At 46.4% G+C, this 24,141-nt stretch carries 20 protein-coding genes; 13 read left to right on the top strand and 7 right to left on the bottom strand.

Translation table 11 applies throughout. The features are described from left to right. Positions 1–21 precede the first annotated feature (21 nt). The gene (gene porX, locus BLV62_RS03590) at positions 22–1,575 is read right to left on the bottom strand and encodes a T9SS response regulator signal transducer PorX (RefSeq protein WP_089758776.1); all 1,554 of its coding nucleotides are present in this window, start codon (positions 1,573–1,575) and stop codon (positions 22–24) included. 335 nt (positions 1,576–1,910) lie between these two features. On the opposite strand from porX, the gene BLV62_RS03585 reads away from it, so the two are divergent. From BLV62_RS03585 to BLV62_RS03540, 10 genes are all read left to right on the top strand, one after another. Beyond that, positions 1,911–3,155, top strand: a complete 1,245-nt coding sequence (locus tag BLV62_RS03585) for an HD domain-containing protein (protein WP_089758774.1) — start codon at positions 1,911–1,913, stop codon at positions 3,153–3,155. Between the two features lie 68 nt (positions 3,156–3,223). Beyond that, on the top strand, positions 3,224–4,273 hold the full coding sequence (gene lpxD / locus BLV62_RS03580; protein ID WP_089758772.1) for a UDP-3-O-(3-hydroxymyristoyl)glucosamine N-acyltransferase: 1,050 nt from the start codon (positions 3,224–3,226) through the stop codon (positions 4,271–4,273). Positions 4,274–4,315: 42 nt separating this feature from the next. Further along, positions 4,316–5,740, top strand: coding sequence for a bifunctional UDP-3-O-[3-hydroxymyristoyl] N-acetylglucosamine deacetylase/3-hydroxyacyl-ACP dehydratase (locus tag BLV62_RS03575; RefSeq protein ID WP_089758770.1), 1,425 nt, complete (start codon positions 4,316–4,318; stop codon positions 5,738–5,740). Then, positions 5,737–6,531 (top strand): acyl-ACP--UDP-N-acetylglucosamine O-acyltransferase, encoded by a 795-nt coding sequence (gene lpxA / locus BLV62_RS03570; protein ID WP_089758768.1) that lies wholly within the window; start codon positions 5,737–5,739, stop codon positions 6,529–6,531. The genes BLV62_RS03575 and lpxA overlap by 4 nt, the downstream gene beginning before the upstream one ends. Continuing rightward, on the top strand, positions 6,528–7,145 hold the full coding sequence (locus BLV62_RS03565; protein WP_089758766.1) for an ABC transporter ATP-binding protein: 618 nt from the start codon (positions 6,528–6,530) through the stop codon (positions 7,143–7,145). The genes lpxA and BLV62_RS03565 overlap by 4 nt, the downstream gene beginning before the upstream one ends. 53 nt (positions 7,146–7,198) lie before the next feature. After that, positions 7,199–8,473: an MFS transporter gene (locus BLV62_RS03560; RefSeq protein WP_089758942.1), complete on the top strand. Its 1,275-nt coding sequence runs from the start codon at positions 7,199–7,201 to the stop codon at positions 8,471–8,473. Between the two features lie 26 nt (positions 8,474–8,499). Beyond that, entirely contained in the window at positions 8,500–9,339 is an 840-nt protein-coding gene (locus BLV62_RS03555) for an MBL fold metallo-hydrolase (RefSeq protein WP_089758764.1), read from the top strand. A gap of 61 nt (positions 9,340–9,400) precedes the next feature. Then, positions 9,401–9,781: a co-chaperone GroES gene (locus tag BLV62_RS03550; protein ID WP_225889601.1), complete on the top strand. Its 381-nt coding sequence runs from the start codon at positions 9,401–9,403 to the stop codon at positions 9,779–9,781. Between the two features lie 105 nt (positions 9,782–9,886). Then, positions 9,887–11,446, top strand: coding sequence for a helicase HerA-like domain-containing protein (locus BLV62_RS03545; protein ID WP_089758763.1), 1,560 nt, complete (start codon positions 9,887–9,889; stop codon positions 11,444–11,446). A 32-nt stretch (positions 11,447–11,478) separates the two neighbouring features. Continuing rightward, positions 11,479–12,531, top strand: coding sequence for a Gfo/Idh/MocA family oxidoreductase (locus tag BLV62_RS03540; protein WP_089758761.1), 1,053 nt, complete (start codon positions 11,479–11,481; stop codon positions 12,529–12,531). Positions 12,532–12,556: 25 nt separating this feature from the next. On the opposite strand, the gene BLV62_RS03535 is transcribed toward BLV62_RS03540, so the two are convergent. Beyond that, on the bottom strand, positions 12,557–14,479 hold the full coding sequence (locus BLV62_RS03535) for a RecQ family ATP-dependent DNA helicase (RefSeq protein WP_089758759.1): 1,923 nt from the start codon (positions 14,477–14,479) through the stop codon (positions 12,557–12,559). Between the two features lie 40 nt (positions 14,480–14,519). Then, positions 14,520–16,595 (bottom strand): heavy metal translocating P-type ATPase, encoded by a 2,076-nt coding sequence (locus BLV62_RS03530; protein ID WP_258522407.1) that lies wholly within the window; start codon positions 16,593–16,595, stop codon positions 14,520–14,522. A gap of 262 nt (positions 16,596–16,857) precedes the next feature. Here BLV62_RS03530 and tsaE point away from each other — a divergent pair, with 262 nt between their 5' ends. Next, positions 16,858–17,295, top strand: a complete 438-nt coding sequence (tsaE, locus tag BLV62_RS03525; RefSeq protein WP_089758755.1) for a tRNA (adenosine(37)-N6)-threonylcarbamoyltransferase complex ATPase subunit type 1 TsaE — start codon at positions 16,858–16,860, stop codon at positions 17,293–17,295. 42 nt (positions 17,296–17,337) lie between these two features. After that, a complete protein-coding gene (locus tag BLV62_RS03520; RefSeq protein WP_089758753.1) occupies positions 17,338–18,555 on the top strand; it encodes an alanine dehydrogenase in 1,218 nt (405 codons plus the stop codon). 194 nt (positions 18,556–18,749) lie between these two features. On the opposite strand, the gene BLV62_RS03515 is transcribed toward BLV62_RS03520, so the two are convergent. The 3 genes from BLV62_RS03515 to BLV62_RS03505 all read right to left on the bottom strand — a co-directional run bounded on the left by BLV62_RS03515 (position 18,750) and on the right by BLV62_RS03505 (position 20,793). Continuing rightward, positions 18,750–19,550, bottom strand: a complete 801-nt coding sequence (locus BLV62_RS03515) for an undecaprenyl-diphosphate phosphatase (protein ID WP_089758752.1) — start codon at positions 19,548–19,550, stop codon at positions 18,750–18,752. Positions 19,551–19,626: 76 nt separating this feature from the next. Continuing rightward, positions 19,627–19,887, bottom strand: a complete 261-nt coding sequence (locus BLV62_RS03510; RefSeq protein ID WP_089758750.1) for a DUF3098 domain-containing protein — start codon at positions 19,885–19,887, stop codon at positions 19,627–19,629. A gap of 33 nt (positions 19,888–19,920) precedes the next feature. Beyond that, the gene (locus BLV62_RS03505; protein WP_089758748.1) at positions 19,921–20,793 is read right to left on the bottom strand and encodes a cell division protein FtsX; all 873 of its coding nucleotides are present in this window, start codon (positions 20,791–20,793) and stop codon (positions 19,921–19,923) included. 250 nt (positions 20,794–21,043) lie between these two features. Between BLV62_RS03505 and leuS the strand changes: the two genes are divergently transcribed. After that, positions 21,044–23,809, top strand: coding sequence for a leucine--tRNA ligase (gene leuS, locus BLV62_RS03500; protein WP_089758747.1), 2,766 nt, complete (start codon positions 21,044–21,046; stop codon positions 23,807–23,809). A gap of 63 nt (positions 23,810–23,872) precedes the next feature. On the opposite strand, the gene BLV62_RS03495 is transcribed toward leuS, so the two are convergent. Then, positions 23,873–24,133 carry a hypothetical protein gene (locus BLV62_RS03495; RefSeq protein WP_089758744.1) on the bottom strand — a complete coding sequence of 87 codons (261 nt, stop codon included), beginning with the start codon at positions 24,131–24,133 and terminating at the stop codon, positions 23,873–23,875. Between the last annotated feature and the right edge of the window lie 8 nt (positions 24,134–24,141).

The following is a 24,141-nucleotide window of genomic DNA, read 5'->3' as shown; positions in this document are numbered from 1 at the left end:
GGCAAAAATAGCAAAAAGCAATTACCTGGTTATCATTCTTGCAAACGGCACTATCATCTCTTCCAGTGAAATACCTCCGTGCTGGAAGGTGTTTTTATAATAGTTTACAAAGTAATTGTAGTTGTTAGGGTAGCAAAGATAGCCGTCGCCTTTGGCAAAGATGTAGGATGAATTTACGTTGGGTTTCGGCAAACCTGCATCTCTCGGATCCCTGAAGGCCAATACTTCTTTAGCGTCGTAGTTCAGGTTGCGGCCATGTTTATAGCGTAGGTTCGTAGTCGTTTGTTTGTCGCCTATCACCTTTACAGGCGTTTTCACCCTTACGCTGCCATGGTCAGTGGCCACTATCAGGTTGATCTTTTTATCGCTGATCCGTTTAAGGGCCTGGTTTAGCGGGCTGTGCTCGAACCAGCTGGCGGTAATAGAGCGGTAGGACGCTTCATCGGCGGCCAGTTCTTTCAGCACTTCCATCTCTGTTCTGGCATGACTGAGCATATCCACGAAGTTATACACGATGATGCTCAGCGGGTAATCCATCATATTGTGGATATTATTAAGCATGGTCTGGGCGTCTGCGTGGTTGGTCACTTTCGTGTAATGAAAGCGGCTGTCCATTTTCAGCCTTTTCAGTTGCTCTGCAAAGAAATGCTCTTCGTACAGGTTCTTTCCTCCTTCTTCATCATCGTTCTTCCATTCCTGCGGGAACTTATGCTCTATATCGATGGGCAGCATGCCTGAGAAAATGGCATTCCTGCTATACTGGGTGCTGGTAGGCAGTATGCTGTAAAAAGTATCTTCTTCTACCAGCCTGAATGATTCCTGGAAAAGTGGCAGGATAGCCTTCCACTGATCGTAACGTAAGTTGTCTATCAACAGGAAAACATTCGGCACATTCGGGTCCAGGTTGGGCACTACTTTTTCCCTGAACAGGGTATGCGACATCACGGGGGCGTCTGTAGCTTTAGGGTGCAGCCAATCGCTGTAGTTACGGGAAATGAATTTGGAAAACTCGCTGTTGGCCTCCGTTTTCTGGGCGTTCAGCACTTCCAGCATTTCCGGGCTATCGGTTTTGGCCATTTCCATTTCCCAATAGACCAGTTTTTTATAGATATCCGCCCACTCTGTATGGTCAGGGTTTGAGCTCAACGCCATGAAAAGGCTGCGGAATTCCTGCTGGTAGGCGCTGGTAGTTTTTTCGGCCACCAGTCTTTTATTGTCGATAATTTTTTTGAGAGATAATAATACCTGGTTAGGATTAACAGGTTTGATGAGGTAGTCGGTGATCTGGGAACCGATGGCGTCATCCATCACATTTTCCGCTTCATTTTTTGTGATCATGACAATGGGGATCTGCTGGTCAATTTCCTTGATCTTGCCAAGGGTTTCCAGGCCGGTGATACCGGGCATGGATTCGTCCAGCAATACCACATCCACAACCTGGTCTTTCAGGAATTCCAGCGCATCGTACCCGTTGGTGAGGGCCGATACTTTATATCCTTTACTTTCTAAAAAAATGATCTGAGACTTTAGCGATTCAATTTCGTCATCAACCCATAGTATATTTATCTGACTCATTAAAAAGATTTAAGGTTTCTGGAAAATCGGAAATTACCCCAATTTTATGTCAAAAATCATTCCCCTACTATCATTTCCATGTAATTATATGTTAAAAACAAGCCAGCTGGTTAAAAAAGGCTTTCCCAAAAGCACGAGAGGAAAGAAAGTTAATTAACTTCGCATGATATCTACCTGCAACCTACCGATTGTTTTCACTGTTATAGGGGTTTCGTGGACGGAGAGCGTCATTATAGGTAAAAAATTTACATATAATTAATTCTAGGTGTAGTTTTGCACAAAGGCACTGAGATCTCGGATGCGGGTCCACGTCCGAAATCGTATAACTAAATGCAATGACCGAACGCAAGCGAAAAATTGTTAATGATCCGGTGTATGGCTTTATTACCATAGATCACCCGTTGATTCTTAACCTCATTTCACATCCATATTACCAACGGCTTCGCCGTATTCATCAAATGGCTTTAGCCCATCTGGTGTATCCTGGTGCTATGCATACGCGTTTTCATCACAGCATGGGCGCCTATCACCTCATGTGTATGGCGTTGCAGGAATTAAAAAGCAAAGGCACAGAAATTTCGGAAGAAGAGGAAGTAGCAGCAAAATTGGCTATTTTATTGCATGATGTAGGTCATGGCCCGTATTCGCATGCCCTGGAACACGGGATCATTGAAGGCGTATCGCATGAAGTGATCAGCCAATGGCTAATGGAGGAGTTGAACAGGCAAATGAATGGCGCATTGTCGCTTACCCTTGAAATTTTCAACAACCGTTATCATAAAAAATTCCTGCATCAATTGGTTTCCAGCCAGTTAGATGTAGACAGGATGGATTATTTAAACCGGGACAGTTTTTATACCGGCGTAGCTGAAGGAACGATAGGATATGACCGGATCATCAAAATGCTCATTGTTCATAACGGTGAGCTGATGGTGGAAGAGAAAGGTATTTATTCAATAGAAAAATTCGTGATCGCCCGCCGCCTGATGTACTGGCAGGTATACCTGCATAAAACGGTATTAAGCGCCGAAAATATGCTGGTAAAGGTGTTGACAAGGGCCAAGGAACTGGCACAGAAAGGAGTGGAACTGTTTTGTTCTCCTACCCTTTCCTACTTCCTGTACAACAATATCACCAGGAATAATTTCGAATGTACGGAAGAATGCCTGCAACGTTTTTGCCTGCTGGACGACTATGATATCATGGGGGCCATCAAAGTGTGGACAAACCACGAAGACAAGATTCTGTCACTTTTAAGTAACTGGTTGATAAATAGGAATTTATTTAAGGTGGTGTTAAGAGATCAGGCATTTGAAGAACAGGAGATTGAAAGACTAAAGACACAGGTAAAAGATAAATTAGGCATTGAAGGAGCGGATCTGGACTATTTCGTGTTTTCCGGGACTGCCACCTTAAGGGCCTACAATGTAAACGACGAAAAGATCAATATTTTATTCAAAGACGGGAGTGTAAAAGACATTTCGTCTATTGATAATGCACTGATTAGCCATACGCTGGCGATACCGGTAAAAAAATTCTACATTTGTCATCCAAAAATTCAGACTAACAACGTTTTATAAGGAATAAAATGTTAAGCAAATTTCAAACTATCCGGTGTTGGGTCTGGAAAACATTACAATTTTAAACTATGCAGTTTAGCGCATTACAATTAGCTACCATGCTGAATGGGAAGCTGGAGGGAAATCCGGACGTTAAGGTGAGCAACATCGCCAAAATTGAAGAAGCGAATGAGGGCATGCTCAGTTTTATAGCTAATCCTAAATATGAAGAGTTCATATATACTACCAATGCTTCCATTTTGATCATCAATGAAAGCCTGGTGATCGAACGTCCTGTTAAACCGACCCTGATCAGGGTAAAGGATGCTTACAGCAGCTTTGCTTCGCTCCTGGAGCAATACCGTTACCTGACAGGCAATAAATCCGGTATTCAGCAACCTTCCTACGTTCCCGCTTCTGTGAAGATGGGAGCTAACGTGTATGTAGGCGCATTTGCGTACCTGGGCGAGAATGTAGTCCTGGGCGATAACGTAAAGATCTACCCGGGCGTTTACCTGGGCGATAACGTGGTAGTAAATAACGATTCTGTTCTTTACCCCGGCGTAAAAGTTTATGACAACTGCGTAGTAGGCAAACGTGTAATGTTACATGCCGGCTGCGTTATCGGCGGCGATGGTTTCGGGTTTGCCCCCCAAGCCGACGGCTCCTATAAAAAAGTTCCCCAGATCGGTAATGTAGTGATCCACGACGATGTTGAGATAGGCGCCAATACGACTATCGACCGTGCTACCATGGGTAGTACCGTGATCCGCCAGGGAGTGAAGCTCGATAATCTTATCCAGGTAGCCCATAATGTTGATATAGGAACAAATACTGTTATTGCAGCACAAACCGGCGTATCCGGAAGTACCAAAATTGGCCAGAACTGCGTTATCGGCGGCCAGGTTGGTATGGTTGGTCATATCCACATCGCCGACGGAACCAAGATCAATGCCCAAAGCGGCTTATCTAAATCTATTACCACTCCAAACTCCTCCCTGACAGGCAGTCCAGCCTATGATTACAAAAGTTCGCTGAAAAGTCAGGCAATTTTTAGAAATTTGCCGGACCTTGAAAAGCGCGTTAAAGAATTGGAAGAGATGGTAAAACAACTGCTGCAGGAAAAAGCAGGCGTTTAATTTATTACTGTTCAACTAGTTATATATTAGAGTTAGGTTATTATGGAAAATCAACAGTTGCAATACCAACATACCCTAAAAGGGGATATTACCTTTTCCGGTATTGGCTTGCATACAGGTGTACATGTAAACATGACGCTTAAACCAGCGCCTCCGGGACATGGCATCAAGTTTCAGCGCATCGATCTGCCTGGTCAGCCTATTGTTAAAGCGGATGTAGACTACGTAGTAGAAACCACCCGCAGCACTACTTTAGAGCATAACGGAGCAAGGGTAAGCACCGTTGAACACATTATGGCTGCATTGGCAGGAACGGGAGTAGACAACGTTTTAGTAGAACTGGACGCTGGCGAAATTCCGATCATGGACGGCAGCGCCTACGAATTCATCACCGAAATCGAAAAAACAGGCCTGCAAAACCAGGATGCCAAGAAAATCTACTACACCATCGACACCAACATCAGCTTCTATGATGAGAAGAAAAAGGTGGAAATGGTAGCAATGCCATCTGTAGATTATCGTATTACCTGCCTGATCGACTTCAATTCCCCTGTTTTAGGCACTCAACACGCCAAAATGAAAGGGATTGAAGAATTTACCACCGAAATCGCTCCCTGCCGCACCTTCTGTTTCCTTCATGAACTGGAATACCAGCTTTCACTGAACCTGATCAAAGGCGGCGATATCAACAACGCGATCGTAGTAGTAGATAAACCGGTTACCGAAGAAGAACTGGACAGGTTAGCCAAAGTGTTCAACCGTGAAACCATTTCTGTACAGAAAGAAGGTATCCTCAACAATATTGAATTGCGTTTCCCTAACGAACCAGCCAGGCACAAACTGCTGGATGTAGTAGGCGACCTCGCACTGATAGGTTATCCTATCCATGCGCATATCATTGCCAATCGCCCGGGCCACTCTACCAACGTAGAATTTGCCCGCCAGATCAAGGCATATATCAAAAAGAACAAACACAATAAAGACGTTCCTGTCTACGATCCTAATCAACAGCCAATCTTTGATACCCCGCGTATCGAAAGAACATTGCCGCACCGTTATCCAATGTTGCTGGTTGATAAGATCATTGAACTGGAAGAAGAAAAAGTAGTAGGTATTAAAAATGTTACCTTCAATGAAAGCTTCTTCCAGGGCCATTTCCCGGGAAATCCTGTAATGCCGGGCGTACTGCAGCTGGAAGCATTAGCCCAGGTTGGCGGTATCCTTGCCCTGAACAGGGTACCAGACCCTGAGAATTACGATACCTATTTCCTGAAAATAGACAACTGTAAGTTCAAACAGAAAGTGGTACCAGGAGATACTATGATCCTGAAAATGGAGTTGCTCAGTCCGATCAGAAGAGGACTGGTAGAAATGCGGGGTACAGTATTTATCGGCAATAAAGTAGCCACAGAAGCCGACATGATCGCACAAATTATAAAAACAAGAGAAGGCAAACCTAAGCAATGATCCACCCGCTAACATATATACATCCGGACGCCAAAGTTGCGCCCAATGTAAAAATTGACCCCTTCACCGTTATTCACAAGAATGTTGAGATCGGAGAGGGTACCTGGATAGGCTCCAACGTGACCATCATGGACGGCGCCCGTATCGGCAAGAACTGCCGTATTTTCCCGGGAGCTGTAATTTCTGCTATTCCTCAGGATTTAAAATTTGCGGGAGAAGAAACCACTACAGAAATAGGTGATAACACTACGATCCGCGAATATGTGACCATCAACCGCGGAACAAAAGATAAATGGAAGACCAAAGTTGGCAACAACTGCCTCATTATGGCATACAGCCATATTGCACACGACTGTGAAGTTGGCAACTACTGCGTATTTTCTAACAATACCACGCTGGCCGGCCATATCACCGTTGGCGATCATGTTGTACTGGCAGGAATGGTTGCTGTTCAGCAATTCTGCAAGATCGGCGATCATGCCTTTGTTACAGGAGGTTCCCTGGTACGTAAAGACGTTCCTCCTTACGTAAAGGCAGCCCGCGAACCGCTTTCTTATGTTGGCGTCAATTCAGTAGGACTCAAAAGAAGAGGCTTCTCTTTGGAAAAGATCAATCACATCCTGGATATCTACCGTATCATCTTTGTAAAGGGATACAAATTATCCAAGGCTGTAAGCATTATTGAAGCAGAATTCCCTGCAACTGATGAACGCGACGAGATCCTATCTTTCATCCGCGATTCAGGCAGGGGAATAATGAGAGGCTACACTTCCCTCACGAACGACGAATGATGATATCTCTTGATCAAGTAGGAAAAAGATATAATTACGACTGGATTTTCCGTCGGGTAACGCTCACCTTCCAGCAAGGCGGGCGTTACGCCATCTTAGGCCCTAACGGCTCCGGGAAATCCACGTTGTTACAGATAATAGGCGGCGCCATTCAACACAGCGAAGGCGCCATCTCTTATACTACTTCCGGCCAGGATATCGCCCCCGACAACTTCTTCAACTATTGCACGTTTGCCACTCCCTACCTGGAATTAGTAGAAGAATTCACCCTTACAGAAGCCATTCAATTCCATCTGCAATTCAAGAACTTCCTCCCTGACGTAACGCCTAAACTGGCAATGGAGCTGGTTGGATTGGAAAAAGCCGCAAAAAAACAGATCCGCTACTTTTCATCAGGCATGAAACAACGGATCAAACTGGCCCTGGCCATCCTCTCAGACGTTCCGGTGCTGCTGCTCGACGAACCCTGCACAAACCTGGATGCTGCAGGTGTTACCGTTTACCAGCAGCTCATTAACCAATACGGAGGCGACAGGCTGATCATCGTCAGCTCCAACGATGAACAGGAATATTTCATGTGCAAAGAACATATACACATCTCCCAATATAAATAGCTTCCACTTTTTGAAAGGTAGTGCTATCTTCGCCCAAAGCTAAAATGCTAGTTATGAACACTGCCAGTAAGAAAGTTATCAATGGCTGGGCGATGTACGATTGGGCCAACTCCGTCTACAACCTCGTTATCACTACTACCTTTTTCCCGATTTATTTTCTAGCGGTAACAGACGAACATCTCACCTTCCTGGGTATGAAGTTCCTGAACTCTTCCCTCTACAGCTATGCTACCGCCGTAGCATTCCTGATAGTTGCTTTTACCTCCCCTATCCTTTCTTCCATTGCCGATACCAGGGGCAGCAAAAAGAACTTCCTGAAGTTCTTTACCACCTTGGGTTCCCTCTCCTGTTGCGCTTTGTACTTCTTTGACCACGATCACCTCGGCATTGGCGTTCTTGCATTTATACTGGCAACTATAGGCTATTGCGGAGGACTGGTTTTCTATAACTCTTTCCTGCCCGAAATTGCCGCGCCGGAAGACAGGGATGCTGTCAGCGCCCGGGGCTACAGCATGGGCTATATAGGCAGCGTTATACTGCAGGTAATAGGTTTCCTGCTGGTACTGATACTGCCACGTTTCGGATCAGGCGATCTGCTGCCCGTCAAACTCACTTTTTTTCTTGTAGGCGTCTGGTGGCTGGGATTTGCACAGATCACTTTCAGAACGTTGCCCGACAGCACAGCAACACGCGCCGGTCATAAAGGCAATGCCATCAAAGATGGATTTACAGAATTACGCAAAGTATTTACACAGGTAAAGCAGATGCCCGTACTGAAAAGGTTCCTGAGAGGCTTCTTCTTCTACAGCATGGGTGTACAAACTATTATGCTGGCAGCTACCGTATTCGGAAGCAAGGTGCTGAACCTGCCTTCCACCAACCTGATAGTGACCATTGTGATCATACAGGTGGTAGCAATACCCGGCGCCTGGATAATTGCCAAACTTTCAGGCAAATATGGCAACCTTCGTGTATTGATTGGGGTTATCCTTCTCTGGATGGTGGTATGTTATGCCGGTTATATGATGAAAACAGCCACTCACTTCTATATGCTGGCTACGCTGGTAGGCCTCATCATGGGCGGTATACAGTCTTTAAGCCGCTCTACCTACGCGAAGCTGATGCCCGAAACTACAGATACCGCCTCCTTCTTCAGCTACTATGATGTAACGGAAAAAATATCTATCGTGATCGGTATGTTCACCTTCGCCTATATCGAGGATCTGACAGAAGATATTCACAATTCTGTATTGGCCCTGGGCGTCTTCTTCCTGATAGGGCTGGCCTGGACCTATTCCGCTTTAAAAAAGCAGAAACAGCTGGTTTAAGTATATTTGGTTAAATTCAACGCATTATGAAATTATACACCATAGATACGGGCTTTTTTAAGTTGGACGGCGGGGCTATGTTCGGCGTAGTTCCTAAAACCATTTGGAATAAACTGAACCCGGCAGATGAAAACAATCTTTGTTCCTGGGCTATGAGGTGTTTGCTGATAGAAGACGGCAACAGGCTGATCCTGGTAGATAACGGGATCGGCGATAAACAGGACGCGAAATTTTTCAGTCATTATTACCTGCATGGCGATGCAACGCTCGACAAATCGCTTGCCGCTCATGGATTCCATAGAAATGATATCACGGATGTTTTTCTCACCCACCTGCATTTCGATCATTGCGGCGGAAGCATTATAAGAGAAGGCGAGAAACTTGTCCCCGCCTTTAAAAATGCTACCTACTGGAGCAATGCCGACCACTGGAAATGGGCAACCGAACCTAACGACAGGGAGAAAGCCTCTTTCCTGAAAGAGAATATACTGCCTATACAGGAAAGCGGCCAATTGAAGTTTGTGGAACATACGGAAGGTGTCAGGTTCACTGACAATTTCACCGTTCGCTTTGTAAATGGGCATACAGACGCCATGATGCTCCCACAGCTGAATTACAAGGGCAAAACCATCCTTTATATGGCAGATCTACTGCCTTCAACCGGGCATATTCCTGTTCCTTATGTAATGGCATACGACATGTTCCCGCTGACGACTTTACAGGAGAAAAAGCAGTACCTGAAGGAGGCATTGGATAACCAGTACATCCTCTTTTTTGAGCACGACCCGGTGACAGAATGCTGTACTTTGCAACAGACAGAGAAAGGTATCAGGGCAGGTGAAACCTTTAAACTGAAAGACCTGTAACCTATTACTGCCAGTCTGTCACTGAGCCACAGATCAGCATTATATTTGATACGGCTATGGCATGGCTATTCATATTACAACGGACAATAAATTGAAAAAACTGATCGTTGTGGGCGACAGAGTATTGATTAAGCCTGCTACTCCCCACGAGCGTACCAGCAGCGGGCTATATTTACCTCCTGGCGTACAGGAAAAGGAAAAGGTGCAACGTGGTTACGTAATAAAAACGGGGCCCGGATATGCGATTCCTGTCCCTGCCGATAGTGATGAAGCCTGGAAACCGGAGGAAGAAAAAGTAAAATACATCCCTTTACAGGTAAAAGAAGGGGATCTGGCTATTTTCCTGGTCAGCGGTTCCACTCAAGTGGTTTACGAAGAAGAAACCTACTATATCGTACCACAGGCGGCCATTTTAATGCTGGAAAGAGAAGAAGACCTATAAGAAATTTTAATAATCAGAAGAGAAGCAGACCTGGAAAGTTCCTGGTCTGCTTTTTTTTGCCCTTTACTCGTTTTCGGTTTTTATTATCTTCATAAAAAAATACACATGGCCAATCAGGATGCATTTCTCGAATACATTAAAAACGGCTACTCATTTTCCGGAGAGCATTTTAAGTTAGGATGTGCGATGTTAGATGGTGAGGTTGTAGCGGGAGCAGACGTTAATCTTCCCTTAAAAACGCTTAACCGGCACGGACTTATTGCCGGGGCAACCGGTACCGGTAAAACAAAAACCCTGCAGATCATTGCAGAAGGTTTGAGCGATGCCAGCGTACCTGTACTACTGATGGATATTAAAGGCGACCTTAGTGGCATTGCCGCTGCCGGTAGCGCCAATCCAAAGATCGAAGAACGGTATAAACTCATCGGGGGTTCCTGGAGCCCTGCGGCTTACCCCGCCGAATTGCTTTCATTAAGCCAGGAAAAAGGAGTACGTTTACGCGCTACCGTTAGCGAGTTCGGACCTGTGCTGCTATCCAAGATCCTTGAGCTGAACGATACCCAGGCAGGCCTTGTAGCCATGCTGTTCAAATATTGCGATGATAACAAGCTGCCGCTGCTCGACCTGAAAGACTTCAAGAAAGTGCTGCAATACGCCAGCGACGAGGGAAAAGCCGAATTGGAAAAAGATTACGGCAAGATCTCCACCAGCTCTACAGGCACGATACTCCGTAAAGTAATAGAACTGGAACAACAGGGAGCGGATCTTTTCTTCGGTGAAAGATCTTTTGAAGTGGATGACCTGATGCGCATCAGCGACGATGGCAGAGGCATGATCTCCATTCTCCGGGTCAGCGACCTGCAAGATAAACCTAAACTATTCTCCACCTTCATGCTTAGCCTGCTGGCCGAATTATACGCCACCATGCCTGAAGAAGGAGATATGGATAAACCCAAGCTGGTAATGTTCATTGATGAGGCTCACCTGATCTTCAATGAAGCCAGCGACGCACTGCTGAAACAGATAGATACCATCGTAAAACTTATCCGCTCCAAGGGCATTGGTATCTTCTTCTGTACACAGAACCCGATGGATATTCCACCATCCGTACTTGGCCAGCTGGGCTTGAAAGTACAACACGCGTTAAGGGCCTTTACAGCCAACGACCGTAAAACAATCAAACAAACAGCTGAAAACTACCCGCTTTCCGATTTCTACAAAACAGATGAACTCTTAACGCAGATAGGTATAGGACAGGCCCTTATCACCTGCCTGAACGAAAAGGGCGTACCTACTCCTTTAGCCGCTACCATGCTGGTTTCTCCAAGATCCAGGATGGACGTGCTGACGCCTGCGGAGATAGACGCGCTGGTAAACAATTCCAAGCTGGTAAAGAAATACAGTGAGCAGATCGATAATGAAAGCGCTTACGAAATATTAACTGCCAAGCTGGAAGAAGCAGCCAACAAAACAGCCGCCGCTGCTGGAGAAGCCAGCAGCAATAAATCAAGCGGTTCGCAGAAGAAGGAAAAAGGCTTCCTGGAAGAAGTACTGGACAGCTCTGCTGCCCGCCAGGTAGGCCGTACAGCCGCCAGCGTTATTACCCGCAGCCTGCTGGGGGCCCTGGGATTAGGCGGACGCAGTAAAAAAAGCAGCTGGTTTTAAAACGATAGTTTAATATATAGCACATCAAAAGTATGAGTAAAGTAATTAAAACGGGCGTATGCTCGTACGGCATGTCCGGCCAGGTGTTCCACGCGCCTTTCCTCCATGTAAATCCGGGTTTTGAATTTACAGCGGTAGTTGAAAGAAGCAAGAACCTGGCGCAGGAACGCTATCCTGATGTCAAGGTTTACAGGAGCCTGGAAGAAATGCTGGCCGATAAATCTTTAGAGCTGATAGTAGTGAATACTCCTAATTATACCCACTACGAATACGCTAAAGCCGCTTTGGAAGCTGGTAAAAATGTGATCGTGGAAAAACCTTTCACCGTACACGCCGGCGAAGGTAAGGAACTGGCTGCATTGGCTAAATCCAAGGGTTTATTATTAAGTGTGTACCACAACAGGCGGTACGACAGCGATTATAAAGTAGTCAGGAAGATCATCGAATCAGGCGTCCTGGGAGATGTACTGGAAGCGGAGATCCACTACGATCGTTTCAAAGAAGAACTGAGCTACAAAAAACATAAAGAAGTTGGCGGGCCGGGAACAGGAGCCCTGTATGACCTGGGATCCCACCTGATCGACCAGGTGCTGACAATCTTCGGAATGCCTAAAGCCGTGTGGGCCGACATCCGCGTTATCCGTAAAGATTCGATCGTCGACGATTACTTTGAACTGGTCCTGTACTATGATAAACTGCGCGCAAGAGTGAAATGCAGCTACCTGGTAAGAGAAGCATTGCCGGCTTACCAGATCCATGGCCGCATAGGTTCTTTTATCAAAACCAAATCAGATATCCAGGAAGCGCAACTGCAAAGAGGATTATTTCCTAACAGCCCCGACTGGGGAGCCGAAGCGCCGCACGAGTGGGGATTGCTGCACACCGAGATCAACGGGGAAGTGGTAAAGAAGTTTGTACCCGGAGAAAATGGCAACTATATGGATTACTACCAGGGAGTGTATGAGGCTATTGCCAATAACGCGCCTAACCCGGTTGTACCTGAAGATGCGATTCGTGTTGTAGAGGTAATAGAAGCAGCTTTCCAGAGCAGCGAAACAGGGAAAGTGGTAACACTGCCTGCATAATAACTTTAAGATCCGTCGTAGCGGCTTAATACAGGAAGTTGCGGCGGATCTTTGAATACAATCCTTCTTCACTTCTTGCTATCATGCCCTCGCTGCTCAGGTATTGTAATACTTCCAGCAAATGATGCCTTGAAACGCCTGGCAGCTTTGCCTGCAACCCCGATAGCAGCAAAGCCTGGTCGGCCAGCGCAGCCACCACCGCATCCGCTAACTTCCTGAAATCTGCGGGCGTAAAAGGAGCCTGGCTTTTCTGGATACAGACATCACAAACACCGCATGGCTTGCTCTCCTGCTCCCCGAAATAGTTCACCAGTTCCGTTGTCCGGCAGGTCGATTTATTCCTGGTGTAAGCGATCATTGCATCCAGCCGTTCAATGTACGCCTGCTTGCGGATCTCTACGCGGGCCATGTTGATCCGTAAATTCATGGCAGAAACACGCTCCTGCAAAAAGCAAAGCTGTGGCTTATCCCGACGGGGAGAATACCTGATGATGCCCGCCTGGTTCAACTGATTCAGCAGGGCAACTATTTCATCTTCTTCAATGTAAAGTATGCGGCTCATCTGCCGTTCGTATACCGGCACCTCGTTATCGTATATTCCTTCGTAAGTCCTTAACAGCGTTTTGGTAATTTCTTCCAGCGCGGGGTAGGCCGTTTCGAAGTTATACAGGGTTTCTTTATCTACTAAAAAAGTGGCTTTTGAAGGCAGCAATACGCTTTCGCTAAGCTGTACGATCCCTTCCTGCTCCATGAGTTTTACGGCGCTGTAAACAAGGGTGAGATTGAGATGGAAAGTCCGGGCAAAATCGTTGATGTCAAAATCAAAATATTCGCCTTCTGCACTGCCAACGGGGATCTGCAGGTAGTTAACGATTGCCTGGTATACCTGCCTGACTTCCTCCAATGTAGGAAATTGCAGTGCAATCCTCTCCTGCATTTCAGCCAGTTCAACTTCATTATACAACAGCACAGCATACGCCTTCTCTTCATCCCGCCCTGCTCTTCCGGCTTCCTGGTAGTAAGCCTCCAGGCTGTCGGGCGCATCAAAGTGGATCACTACCCGGACATCAGGTTTATCGATGCCCATACCAAAGGCGTTGGTACAAACCATGACACGAACTTCGTTATTGATCCATGCTTCCTGGCGGAGATTCCTTTCTTCCTGTGGCAGCCCTGCATGATAAAAGCTGGCAGGTATGCCCTGCATGCGGAGCAGGTCTGCTATTTCTTTTGTACGCCTGCGGTTGCGGCAATATACAATGCCGCATCCCGGTACTTTTTGCAGGATATGCTGGATCTTGTTGATCTTGGTGTTTTCCTCCAATACGCTGTAGGAAAGGTTAGACCTGGCAAAGCTTTTTGTGAAGATACGGGGTTCCTTCATCAGCAGCTTGTCGCAGATGTCGGCCTGCACTTTTGGCGTAGCAGATGCGGTAAGCGCCAGCACCGGCACACCGGGGAAGTAGCTCCGGATATCGGCAATTTGCAGGTATGCGGGCCTGAAGTCATAACCCCATTGAGAAATACAATGCGCCTCATCTACCGCCAGCAAATTAACTGGCAAGCCATCGCAATAGGTCTGAAATAGTTTGCTTTGCAAACGTTCGGGCGATACATACAGGAACTTGCAACGCCCTCTCCTGGCAGCTTCCATCACTCTTTCCACTTCCTGGAAAGGCATCCCTGCATAGATAGCGTAAGCGGTAATGTTTTTACGTTTGAGGTTTGCAACCTGGTCTTTCATCAGGGCGATGAGCGGCGTTATCACCAGGCAAAGCCCCCGGCGCATTAACGCAGGCACCTGGAAACAGATGGATTTTCCGCCGCCTGTAGGCAACAACGCCAATGTATCCCGGCCCTGCAGAACGGAATTGACGATATCTTCCTGCAAGGGCCTGAATTGTTGGTATCCCCAATACTGTTGTAATATGGCGACGGGCGAGTTCAAAGCTGTTCAATGGTTACGCGCGAAGATAAGATATTCGGTCTTACCTGTCTACCCTCTTGTATCTTAACCTTACAGAATTAACAGCCAGTACAACGTCGGAAAGTCCCATCACTCCTGCTCCAACGATAGGATTCAGCAATCCCAGCGCTGCAACGGGTATGGCGACCACATTGTAAATAAAGGCCCAGAAAAGGTTTTGTTTGATCGTGAGATAAGTATGTTTACCAAGGCCTAATGCCAGCGGCAAGGCTCCGAGGTTATTGTTCAGCAATAATACATTGGCGCTTTGCATGGCTACCTGCGTTGCATCGCTCAGCGATACGCCAATCGTTGCTTTTGCCAATGCCGGCGCATCATTGATCCCATCGCCTACCATTACGGTAGGAGCGGTTTGCATCAATGCGGCGATCTGTTGCAGTTTTTGCTCAGGCGATTGCTCGGCATATACTTCCGTAATACCCAGTTTTCCTGCCAGTTCCATGCATTTGCGTTTGGTATCGCCACTCAGGAGAACAGACTTGATACCGGCTTGTGAAAGTACGCTTATCACAGTTGCAGCTTCAGGTCTTATTTCGTCTGTAAGATCGATCCATCCGGCCAATACGCCGTTCTTCAGCAGGTAAAGATTATGGCTATCGTCGGAGGCCGCACCTGCCGCCATTTTAAAGGAGCCAAGCTGCCATTCGTTTCCATCCTTATCCTGCGCTTTCATGCCAAGCCCTTTATGCTCCCTTATCTGCTGCAGGGGAACAGTTTCCGTTGTTTTCCATTCTTTCACGATAGACCTGGCGATAGGATGGGAAGAAAATTTTTCGAGACTGTATACCAGTTGCTTGAAATAGGCTTCAGACATATCGTTGTATTCCCAGGCATGCAGCCTGAGTTTGCCGGTAGTAAGCGTGCCTGTTTTATCAAAAACCACCTGCTTTATTCCCTTGAACATTTCGAGCGTATGACCGCCTTTGATGAGGATGCCATTCCTGGCAGCCCTTCCCAGGCCTACCATTACAGCGGCGGGAGTAGCCAGGCCCATGGCGCAGGGGCAGGAAATAACCAGGACTGCAACGCTTCTCATCATGGCATCAGCAAACGGAATATTGCCGATAAAATACCAGCCGATAAAAGTGATCAGTGAAATACCCAGAACCAGTGGCACAAATACGGCGCTGATCTTATCAGCCAGTTTCTGCATGGGCGGCTTCTCTGTCTGCGCCTGTTTTACCAGGTCAATGATATAAGAAAGTACGGTATCTTTTCCTGTGGCGGTAACAAACATCTTGATATTACCTTCTTCCAGTACGGTGCCGCCGATCACCTTATCGTTCACTTGTTTGGCAACGGGGCTGCTTTCGCCGGAGATCATAGATTCATTCACATGGCCGGCGCCCCAGTAAACAGTACCATCCATGGGGATCTTGTCGCCGCTGTTCACCAGCACGCAATCGCCCGATTTCAGTATGCGGTTGTCAACTTCCGAGATATGTTCATGCCCGTGATCTGTATTGATCAGTTTAGCAGTAGTGACCTGCATTTTAGCCAGTTCTGTAATAGCGGAAGTAGTTTGCTTCACAGATTTTTCTTCCAGTAAATTCCCCAGGAATACCAGGGTAATAATAGCTGCTGTGGTTTCGAAGAACAGGTATTCCGGGTTTTTGAAAACCAGCGTACCTACAAGGCTATAGATGAATGCAGCAGTAGATCCAAGGGTCACCAGCACATCCATGTTGGTCATGCGGTTGAATAGCGCTTTTACGGCGCTTTTGCCGAAATGCAGCATTCCAACGATATATACCGGCAAGGTAAGCGCTAATTGTACCCAGGGATTATGCAGCCAGGCCCAGTGTACCCACATATGCAATAACAGTGGCAGGGTAAAAACGGCGCAAAAGATGAATTTAAATGTTAACGAACGGGTAAAAGGTTGCTTCACCGGTTTATCTTCAGGCAATACAACCCGGTAGCCCATTTGGGCAATTCCTTCCAAAACCTCGGCTGAATCTGCGCCTGCCGGCGCTACAAAACTGACTTCGTCTGTGGCAAAGCTCACATTAACCTGCTGCATGCCTTTTTTCTCCAGGTATTTGGATACGTTCAGAGCGCAGCTGGTACAATGCATGCCTTCTACTTTACAATTTATGGCTGTCATTTTACCATTTCCTCCGTGTTTACAAAGTTATTTGTTGAAGGATGAATCAGGTAAAATATTAATGCAACATCGAAGCATTTGCCAGCTGGTTCTAATTATATGCAAATCATTCTACAACACATTATCAATTTAAGCGTCGCAACACCTATTCTACTTATAACCAATTAATTATCCTTATTTTCATTTCTCCTTTTAAACTACCTCTGCATGAGAGAAATAATTAAATTCGCACATGCAATGGACATTTACGTTGGATCAATTAGCTGGAATAGCTAAAGATTTCTGGTCAAAATATCCGGATAAAAGGGTTTTCACTTTAACTGGTGTAATGGGTGCTGGTAAAACTACGTTAGTCAAATCTCTCTGCGCCGCCAAAGGAGTGGCCGACACAACCGCCAGCCCGACTTTTTCAATTATCAATGAATATGGCTATCGCGATGCGTCCGGGCAGCGGCATCAGATCTTTCACCTGGATCTGTACAGGTTAAAGGATGAAGATGACGCTATCAGCGCAGGCGTGGAGGATACGCTTTACCAGGATGCCATTTGTTTCGTGGAGTGGCCCGACCTGGTAGAACATATGCTGCCGGAAGACACGGTACATCTCCAGTTGACGGTAGAACCAGACCAAAAAAGGACATTACGTGAAATAACATCATCTTCTAAATGATGTATCTTTGAATTCTACGATATTAAAACAACAAACCGTTTTATGGAGCAGAGGCAAAAACCTGTAGTAAGTGCCGGCTTTACCTATTCAACACTGGAAGAAACGCTGGATATCCCGCAGAAGAATTCCCGTTTGTACATAGGTATACCCAAGGAAACCTCTTTTCAGGAAAACCGGATTGCCCTTACCCCCGATGCAGTAAGCATACTGGCCGCCCACGGACATCATATAGTTGTAGAGCATAAAGCAGGCGATGGTTCGCATTATTACGATACAGACTATTCTGAGGCAGGCGCTGAGATCCTGTATGATAAAAAGGAAGTTTTCAAAGCAGAGATCATTGTCAAATCGGCCCCGCTGAACGACGAAGAAATAGAGCTGCTCCATCCGCACCAGATCATTATCTCCCCTATTCACCTGGCTGCGCTGAAAGCCCACCAGGTACAAAAGATGATGGACAAACGCATTACCCTCCTTTCTTTCGAGAACCTGAAAGATGACGCAGGCACTTACCCCATCGTAAGAGCGATGAGCGAAATTGCCGGCGGCGCCTGTATGTTGATTGCCGGTCAGTACCTGAGCAACGACAATAAGGGCAAAGGAATTTTGCTGGGAGGCATCACCGGCATCCCACCTACCAAAGTAGTGATCATTGGTGCAGGCATCGTAGGTGAATTTGCAGCCAGAACTGCGCTGGCGCTGGGTTCTTCCGTTAAAGTATTCGACAATAACATCTATAAACTGAAAAGACTGCAGAATAACATCGGCGTACGTGTATTCACCAGTGTTATCCAGCCTAAAGTGCTGGCCGAACAACTGCGGAATGCCGATGTAGCTGTTGGCGCCTTATCATCCCAAAGCGGGCGTACGCCTGTTGTGGTAACCGAAGCGATGGTCAGCAACATGAAAGCCGGCTCCGTTATCGTAGATGTAAGCATCGACAGGGGCGGATGTTTTGAAACTTCTGAGATTACCACCCACGAAAACCCTGTCTTCAAAAAATATGATGTAGTTCACTACTGTGTTCCAAATATCCCGTCCGGCTTCGCCCGTACAGCATCAGAAGCTATCAGCAATGTGCTGATGCCTTTATTGGTAGAAGCAGCCGACGACGGCGGCTTCGAAAACCTGGTGTGGATCAAGCGTGGTGTACGCAACGGCATTTATCTTTACAAGGGAGCGCTAACCAATTACCACCTGAGCGAAAGATTCAAGCTGAAATATACAGACCTCGAATTGCTGCTCGCAGTAAAAGGGTGATTTCACGCAAAGACGCAGAGGGGAGCAAAGGGCGCAAAGGATTTTTTTAAGGAAAATAAGAAAGCAAAGAGAGCGAAGAATGATGTTATATAACACAATCTTCGCTCTCTTTGCTTTCTTATTTTCCTTAATAATCTTATTTTCCTTAAAAAATCCTTTGCGCCCTTTGCCTTCTTCCGCGTCTTTGCGTGCAACTAGACTTCGAGGTTGTAGCCGGTTAGGATGGCGATAATGATGATGAGGCCTACTATGATGCGGTAGTATCCCCACATTTTGAAGCCGAAGCGTTTAACGGTGCCTATAAAGAAACGGATGGCCAGCAAGGCTACCACGAAAGCTACAATGTTGCCTATCAGCAGTATTTTCAGGTTCTCAGGATGTGCAAGCAGCAGGTCTTTCCCTTTCAGGAGTTTGTAGCCGGTAGCTGCGGCCATGGTTGGAACTGCCAGGAAGAAAGAGAATTCGGCTGCAACATTGCGGGTGAGTTTCTGCTGCATTCCCCCGATGATAGAAGCAGCGCTGCGGCTGGTACCGGGGATCATGGCAAGGCATTGATAAAAACCTATCCTTAAAGCAGTGAAAATATCAATCTTCTCTTCTGTATCGATCTTCGGATGCTGGAACCAGTTATCAACAAACAGCAATATGATACCGCCAAGCAACAGCGTAATACCTACGGTAAGCGGGCTTTCCAGCAGCTGATCGATCTTATCGCTGAACAGGTATCCTAAGATCAACGCGGGGATGACGGCAACCACCAGCTTCAGGTAAAATACAAACCTGTTTTTGTCAAATACAAAGAATTTGCGCCAGTAAAGCACTACTACCGCTAAAATGGCTCCAAGCTGGATAACTACTTCAAAAAGTTTGGTAAACTCGTCTTTACCAATTCCTAACAGGGCGCTAACAATGATCATATGCCCGGTAGAGGAAATAGGCAGGAACTCCGTCAACCCCTCCACGATAGCAATGATAATAGCCTGAAAAACATTCATTGAATCCAATATGGTTAAAAGTGAAAAAAAAAGCGATGAGAGTTCATCGCTAGTAATATCGTGTCAGACAGCTTTATCAGGCCTTCGTTTTAGGACGGTGCATGATAGCGTATACCTCGATCAGCAGGCCCAATACAATAACGATCGGCGCTAAAGTGATACGACGGAAACTGTATACTTCTGATGGTTTAAAGCTGTTTGGATCTGAAGAATCGCCTCCAGTCATCAACAAAAACCCAATGATGATCACAACAATTCCAATAAGCATGAATTTGTAATTCTCTTTAGGGAAAATAGGCTTACCTTCTGGTGACACCTGGTTAGTTGACTTAGCCATAAGTTTTGATGTTATTATTTTCAGAATAATTTTTTAATAAAGATCATCCAGTTTTAAACGAAGATATTTCATCACAGCGCGATGGGTGCTTACCAGGGAAATGCAAATGCCTATGAGGATCATTCCCACGAACAGCAATCCTATCATCACATTGTCTCTCAACCCGGCCAGCTCCGGCAACACCTTATCCGCAGCCGACATTAAACCCAGCAAACAGGCGATCGCAATCACCGCACTGATAGCGCCGTTCACAATACTACGCATATCAAACGGTTTGGCAATGAACCAGCGGGTTGCCCCTACCATTTGCATGGTTTTGATGAGGAAACGGTTACTGAACATTGCAAGACGGATAGTATTGTCTATCAGGAAGATAACAGCCAGGCACAATAAAGCGCTTATCAGCAGGATCACTAATCCTATCTTATTCACATTCTCATTCAGTTTGCTAACCAGCGAACGCTGGTAGGAAACCTCTCTTACTATATTCTGTTGCAGCAGGTTGTTCTCAATGATCTTCAGGCTATCGTTATTCACATACCTGGCGTTTGCCCGGATATTGATGCTGCTGTAAAGCGGGTTATACTGCAATAAGGTCAGGAAGTCTTCCCTGAACTCTTTCTTAAATCTTTCAGCCGCCATATCCTTCGACACATACTCAATAGATTTAATATATGGTTTATGGGAGATGGAATCCCTTAACGTCAATGCCTGTTGTTCTTTGACATTGTCTCTCAGGATCACCTGTATTTCAATACTTTCTTTAAAATACATGCTCAGTTTATTGGCATGAATGACCACCAGACCCAATGTGCCCAGTAAAAACAGTACCAGTGCTACACCAACGATGGAGTACAGGTAGGATGGTTTAGACTTCTTTGCTGATGATTTCCCGGATTGCGCCATTAATCTTGCAGTTTATCGGCGAAAATAATAAAAAATAGTAGTTATGTGTTTAATTTTGCCCCTCTGATAGTTAATATCCCCCAACCAAGGGCATTGCAATAGCAAGATATAGACTTGTGAGTGATTGACATTGGAGTATTAATGAATTTAACATTATTTTGCCGAACAGGATTTTAATTTTCTAAATGATAACGCCTGGATGACCTGATGTATTGTTATCGACGGTCGATTCCAGGCAGCTACAACCGATATGGAGTACAATTTCAGGGCAATCGAAAAAAAGTGGCAGAAACAATGGGAAGATTCCCATATTTACCACGTAAGTAATGACAGTCCCAAGCCTAAATGCTATGTGCTGGATATGTTCCCTTACCCTTCGGGGGCGGGACTGCACGTGGGACACCCGTTAGGGTACATTGCAACAGACATTTATGCACGCTATAAAAGGCTAAAAGGATTTAATGTGCTCCATACCATGGGGTACGACGCCTTCGGTCTGCCAACCGAACAATATGCCCTCGAAACAGGGCAACACCCTGTGGTAACTACCGAGCAAAATATCAATGCATTCCGCCAGCAGCTCAATAATATCGGCTTCTGTTACGACTGGAGCAGGGAAGTGAATACCAGCGACCCATCTTATTACAAATGGACACAGTGGATATTCCTGCAACTTTTCGAGAGCTGGTACGACAGGAACCTGCAAAAAGCCCTGCCGATCAAAACCCTGGAAGGCGTCTTCGAACAGGAAGGCAACAAAAACCATGTATGCCCCGGCGACCGCTCCATCCAGTTTACGGCAGAAGAATGGAAACAATACGATGAAGTGACCCGCCGCGACATCCTGATGCAATACCGCCTGGCTTACCTGGCTTATGCAGAAGTAAACTGGTGCGAGGCCCTGGGTACCGTATTAGCAAACGACGAAGTGATCAACGGGGTGAGCGAAAGAGGCGGATACCCTGTAGTGAAAAAGAAAATGCGGCAGTGGTTCCTGAGGATCACCGAATATGCCAACCGCCTGCTGGAAGGACTGGAAACCGTGAACTTCAGCGATGCAATGAAAGAAATGCAACGCAACTGGATCGGTAAAAGCCAGGGAGCCGAGATCAAATTCAACCTGAAAAATAACGACGGGCAGATAGAAGTTTACACTACCCGCCCGGATACCATCTTCGGGGTAGACTTCATGGTACTGGCTCCTGAACACGAACTGGTTTCCAGCATTACCACTCCTGAACAGAAAGAAGCGGTAGAAAAATACCTGGATTACGTTCAAAGCCGCTCCGAAAGAGAGCGTATGGCGGAAGTAAAACAGATCACCGGTTGCTTTACAGGCGCATACGCCATCAACCCGTTCAATGGCCGCGAAATTCCTGTATGGATAGCGGAGTATGTACTGGCCGGATATGGCACCGGCGCTATCATGGCAGTTCCATGCGGCGACCAGCGCGACTTCGGCTTTGCCAGGCATTTCAATATTCCTATCACCAATATCATTGGCGATGCATTCAATGGTACGGAAGCCAATCCGACCAAAGACGCCAAACTGCAGAACAGCGGGTTCCTGGATGGCATGGAAATGAGGCCCGCCATGGATGTAGTGATCAACAAGCTGGAAGAAATGGGTATTGGCCGCCGCCAGATCAATTACAAAATGAGAGATGCGGGCTTCAGCCGGCAGCGGTACTGGGGAGAACCTTTCCCTATCGTATACAGGAACGGCGTACCGTATGCAATGGACGAAAAAGACCTGCCTGTTGAACTGCCGTATGTAGAAAACTACAAACCCGGACCGGACGGAGAAGGACCATTGGCAAACATTACCGATTGGGTGAATATTGCCCCGGATGTAAAACGCGAAACGAACACCATGCCAGGGTATGCCGGCAGCAGCTGGTATTTCCTGAGGTATATGGACCCTCATAACAAGAACACGTTTGCAGACCGCAAGGCTACCGACTACTGGAACCAGGTAGATGTATACGTGGGAGGTACCGAACATGCAGTGGGTCACCTGCTGTATTCAAGGCTGTGGACAAAAGTATTGTATGACCTCGGCTACCTGGGCTTTGACGAGCCTTTCAAATCGCTGATCAACCAGGGAATGATCGGGGGAAGCTCCCGCCTTGTTTATCGCATTCACGGCACTAACCAGTACGTTTCCCATGGCCTGAAAGACCAGTACCAGACAGACGCGCTGCACGTAGACGTGAACATCGTAGACGGCGTGGAACTGGATATTGAAGCACTGAAGAAATGGAAACCTGAATTTGCCGACGCTACCTTTATCCTGGAAGACGGCAAATACATCTGCGGTGTGCAGCTGGAGAAAATGAGCAAGCGTTTATTCAACACCGTTAATCCTAACGACCTGGTGAATAAATATGGCGCAGATACCTTCCGCATGTACGAAATGTTCCTGGGGCCTGTGGAACAATCCAAACCCTGGGATACCAAGGGGATCGAAGGAGTTCACCGCTTCCTGAAAAAGCTGTGGCGCCTCTTTGCTGATGAACAGAAAGGTATTATTGTAAATGAACAGGCTCCTACCCCGGAAGAGCTGAAGATCCTGCATAAGACCATTCAGAAGATCGATCACGATACCAATAACTTCTCGTTCAATACAGCGGTTAGTTCCTTCATGATCTGCGTTAACGAACTGGCTTCCCTGAATTGCCATAAACGCGCGATCCTGGAACCGTTGCTGGTATTGCTGACTCCATATGCTCCGCATCTTTGCGAAGAACTGTGGCAATACCTGGGGCATAACGAAAGCATCCTGAATGCCATCTACCCGGTATATGAAGAAAAGTATACCGCAGAAACAGCATTCACATACCCTATAGCTATCAACGGTAAAACCCGTACAGAAATGAGCTTCGACCTGAACCTGGCAACAGAGGAAATCGAAAAAGCTGTACTGGCCAACCCGGTTGTAGAGAAATGGATGGAAGGAAAAAGCCTCAAACGGATGATCATCATCAAAGGAAAAATGATCAACGTAGTAATATAATTCAAACAGAAAACGGCGAAGATGATCTTCGCCGTTTTACTTTCTATTTTTCTGAAAAGATCTTTAACTCATACCCAGCATTATCCCGCAGGTCGATAACCCTATCAACAGTATAATACCCGCAGATAATAAAAGCGCCTTCCCGGCATCGCGATGGTCGAGAATAAAACAGATCAGCGCCGCAACAAGATAAACCACTAACAGGAAGCCGGCGAAGATCAGGGCTTCCAGCATACCCTCCAATCCCGCCAATAATCCCCCGATTAAAATAACAACTATGGGGATAGCCACAAAGATCAAAAGCAGTCTGGTAAAGGAACTCATAATACGCT

Source organism: Chitinophaga terrae (ex Kim and Jung 2007) (assembly GCF_900107795.1).
In the GTDB taxonomy this organism is placed as follows: Bacteria; Bacteroidota; Bacteroidia; order Chitinophagales; family Chitinophagaceae; genus Chitinophaga; species Chitinophaga terrae.
Note: the sequence above shows the minus strand (reverse complement) of the source record. Positions and strands in the feature narration are given on the sequence as shown.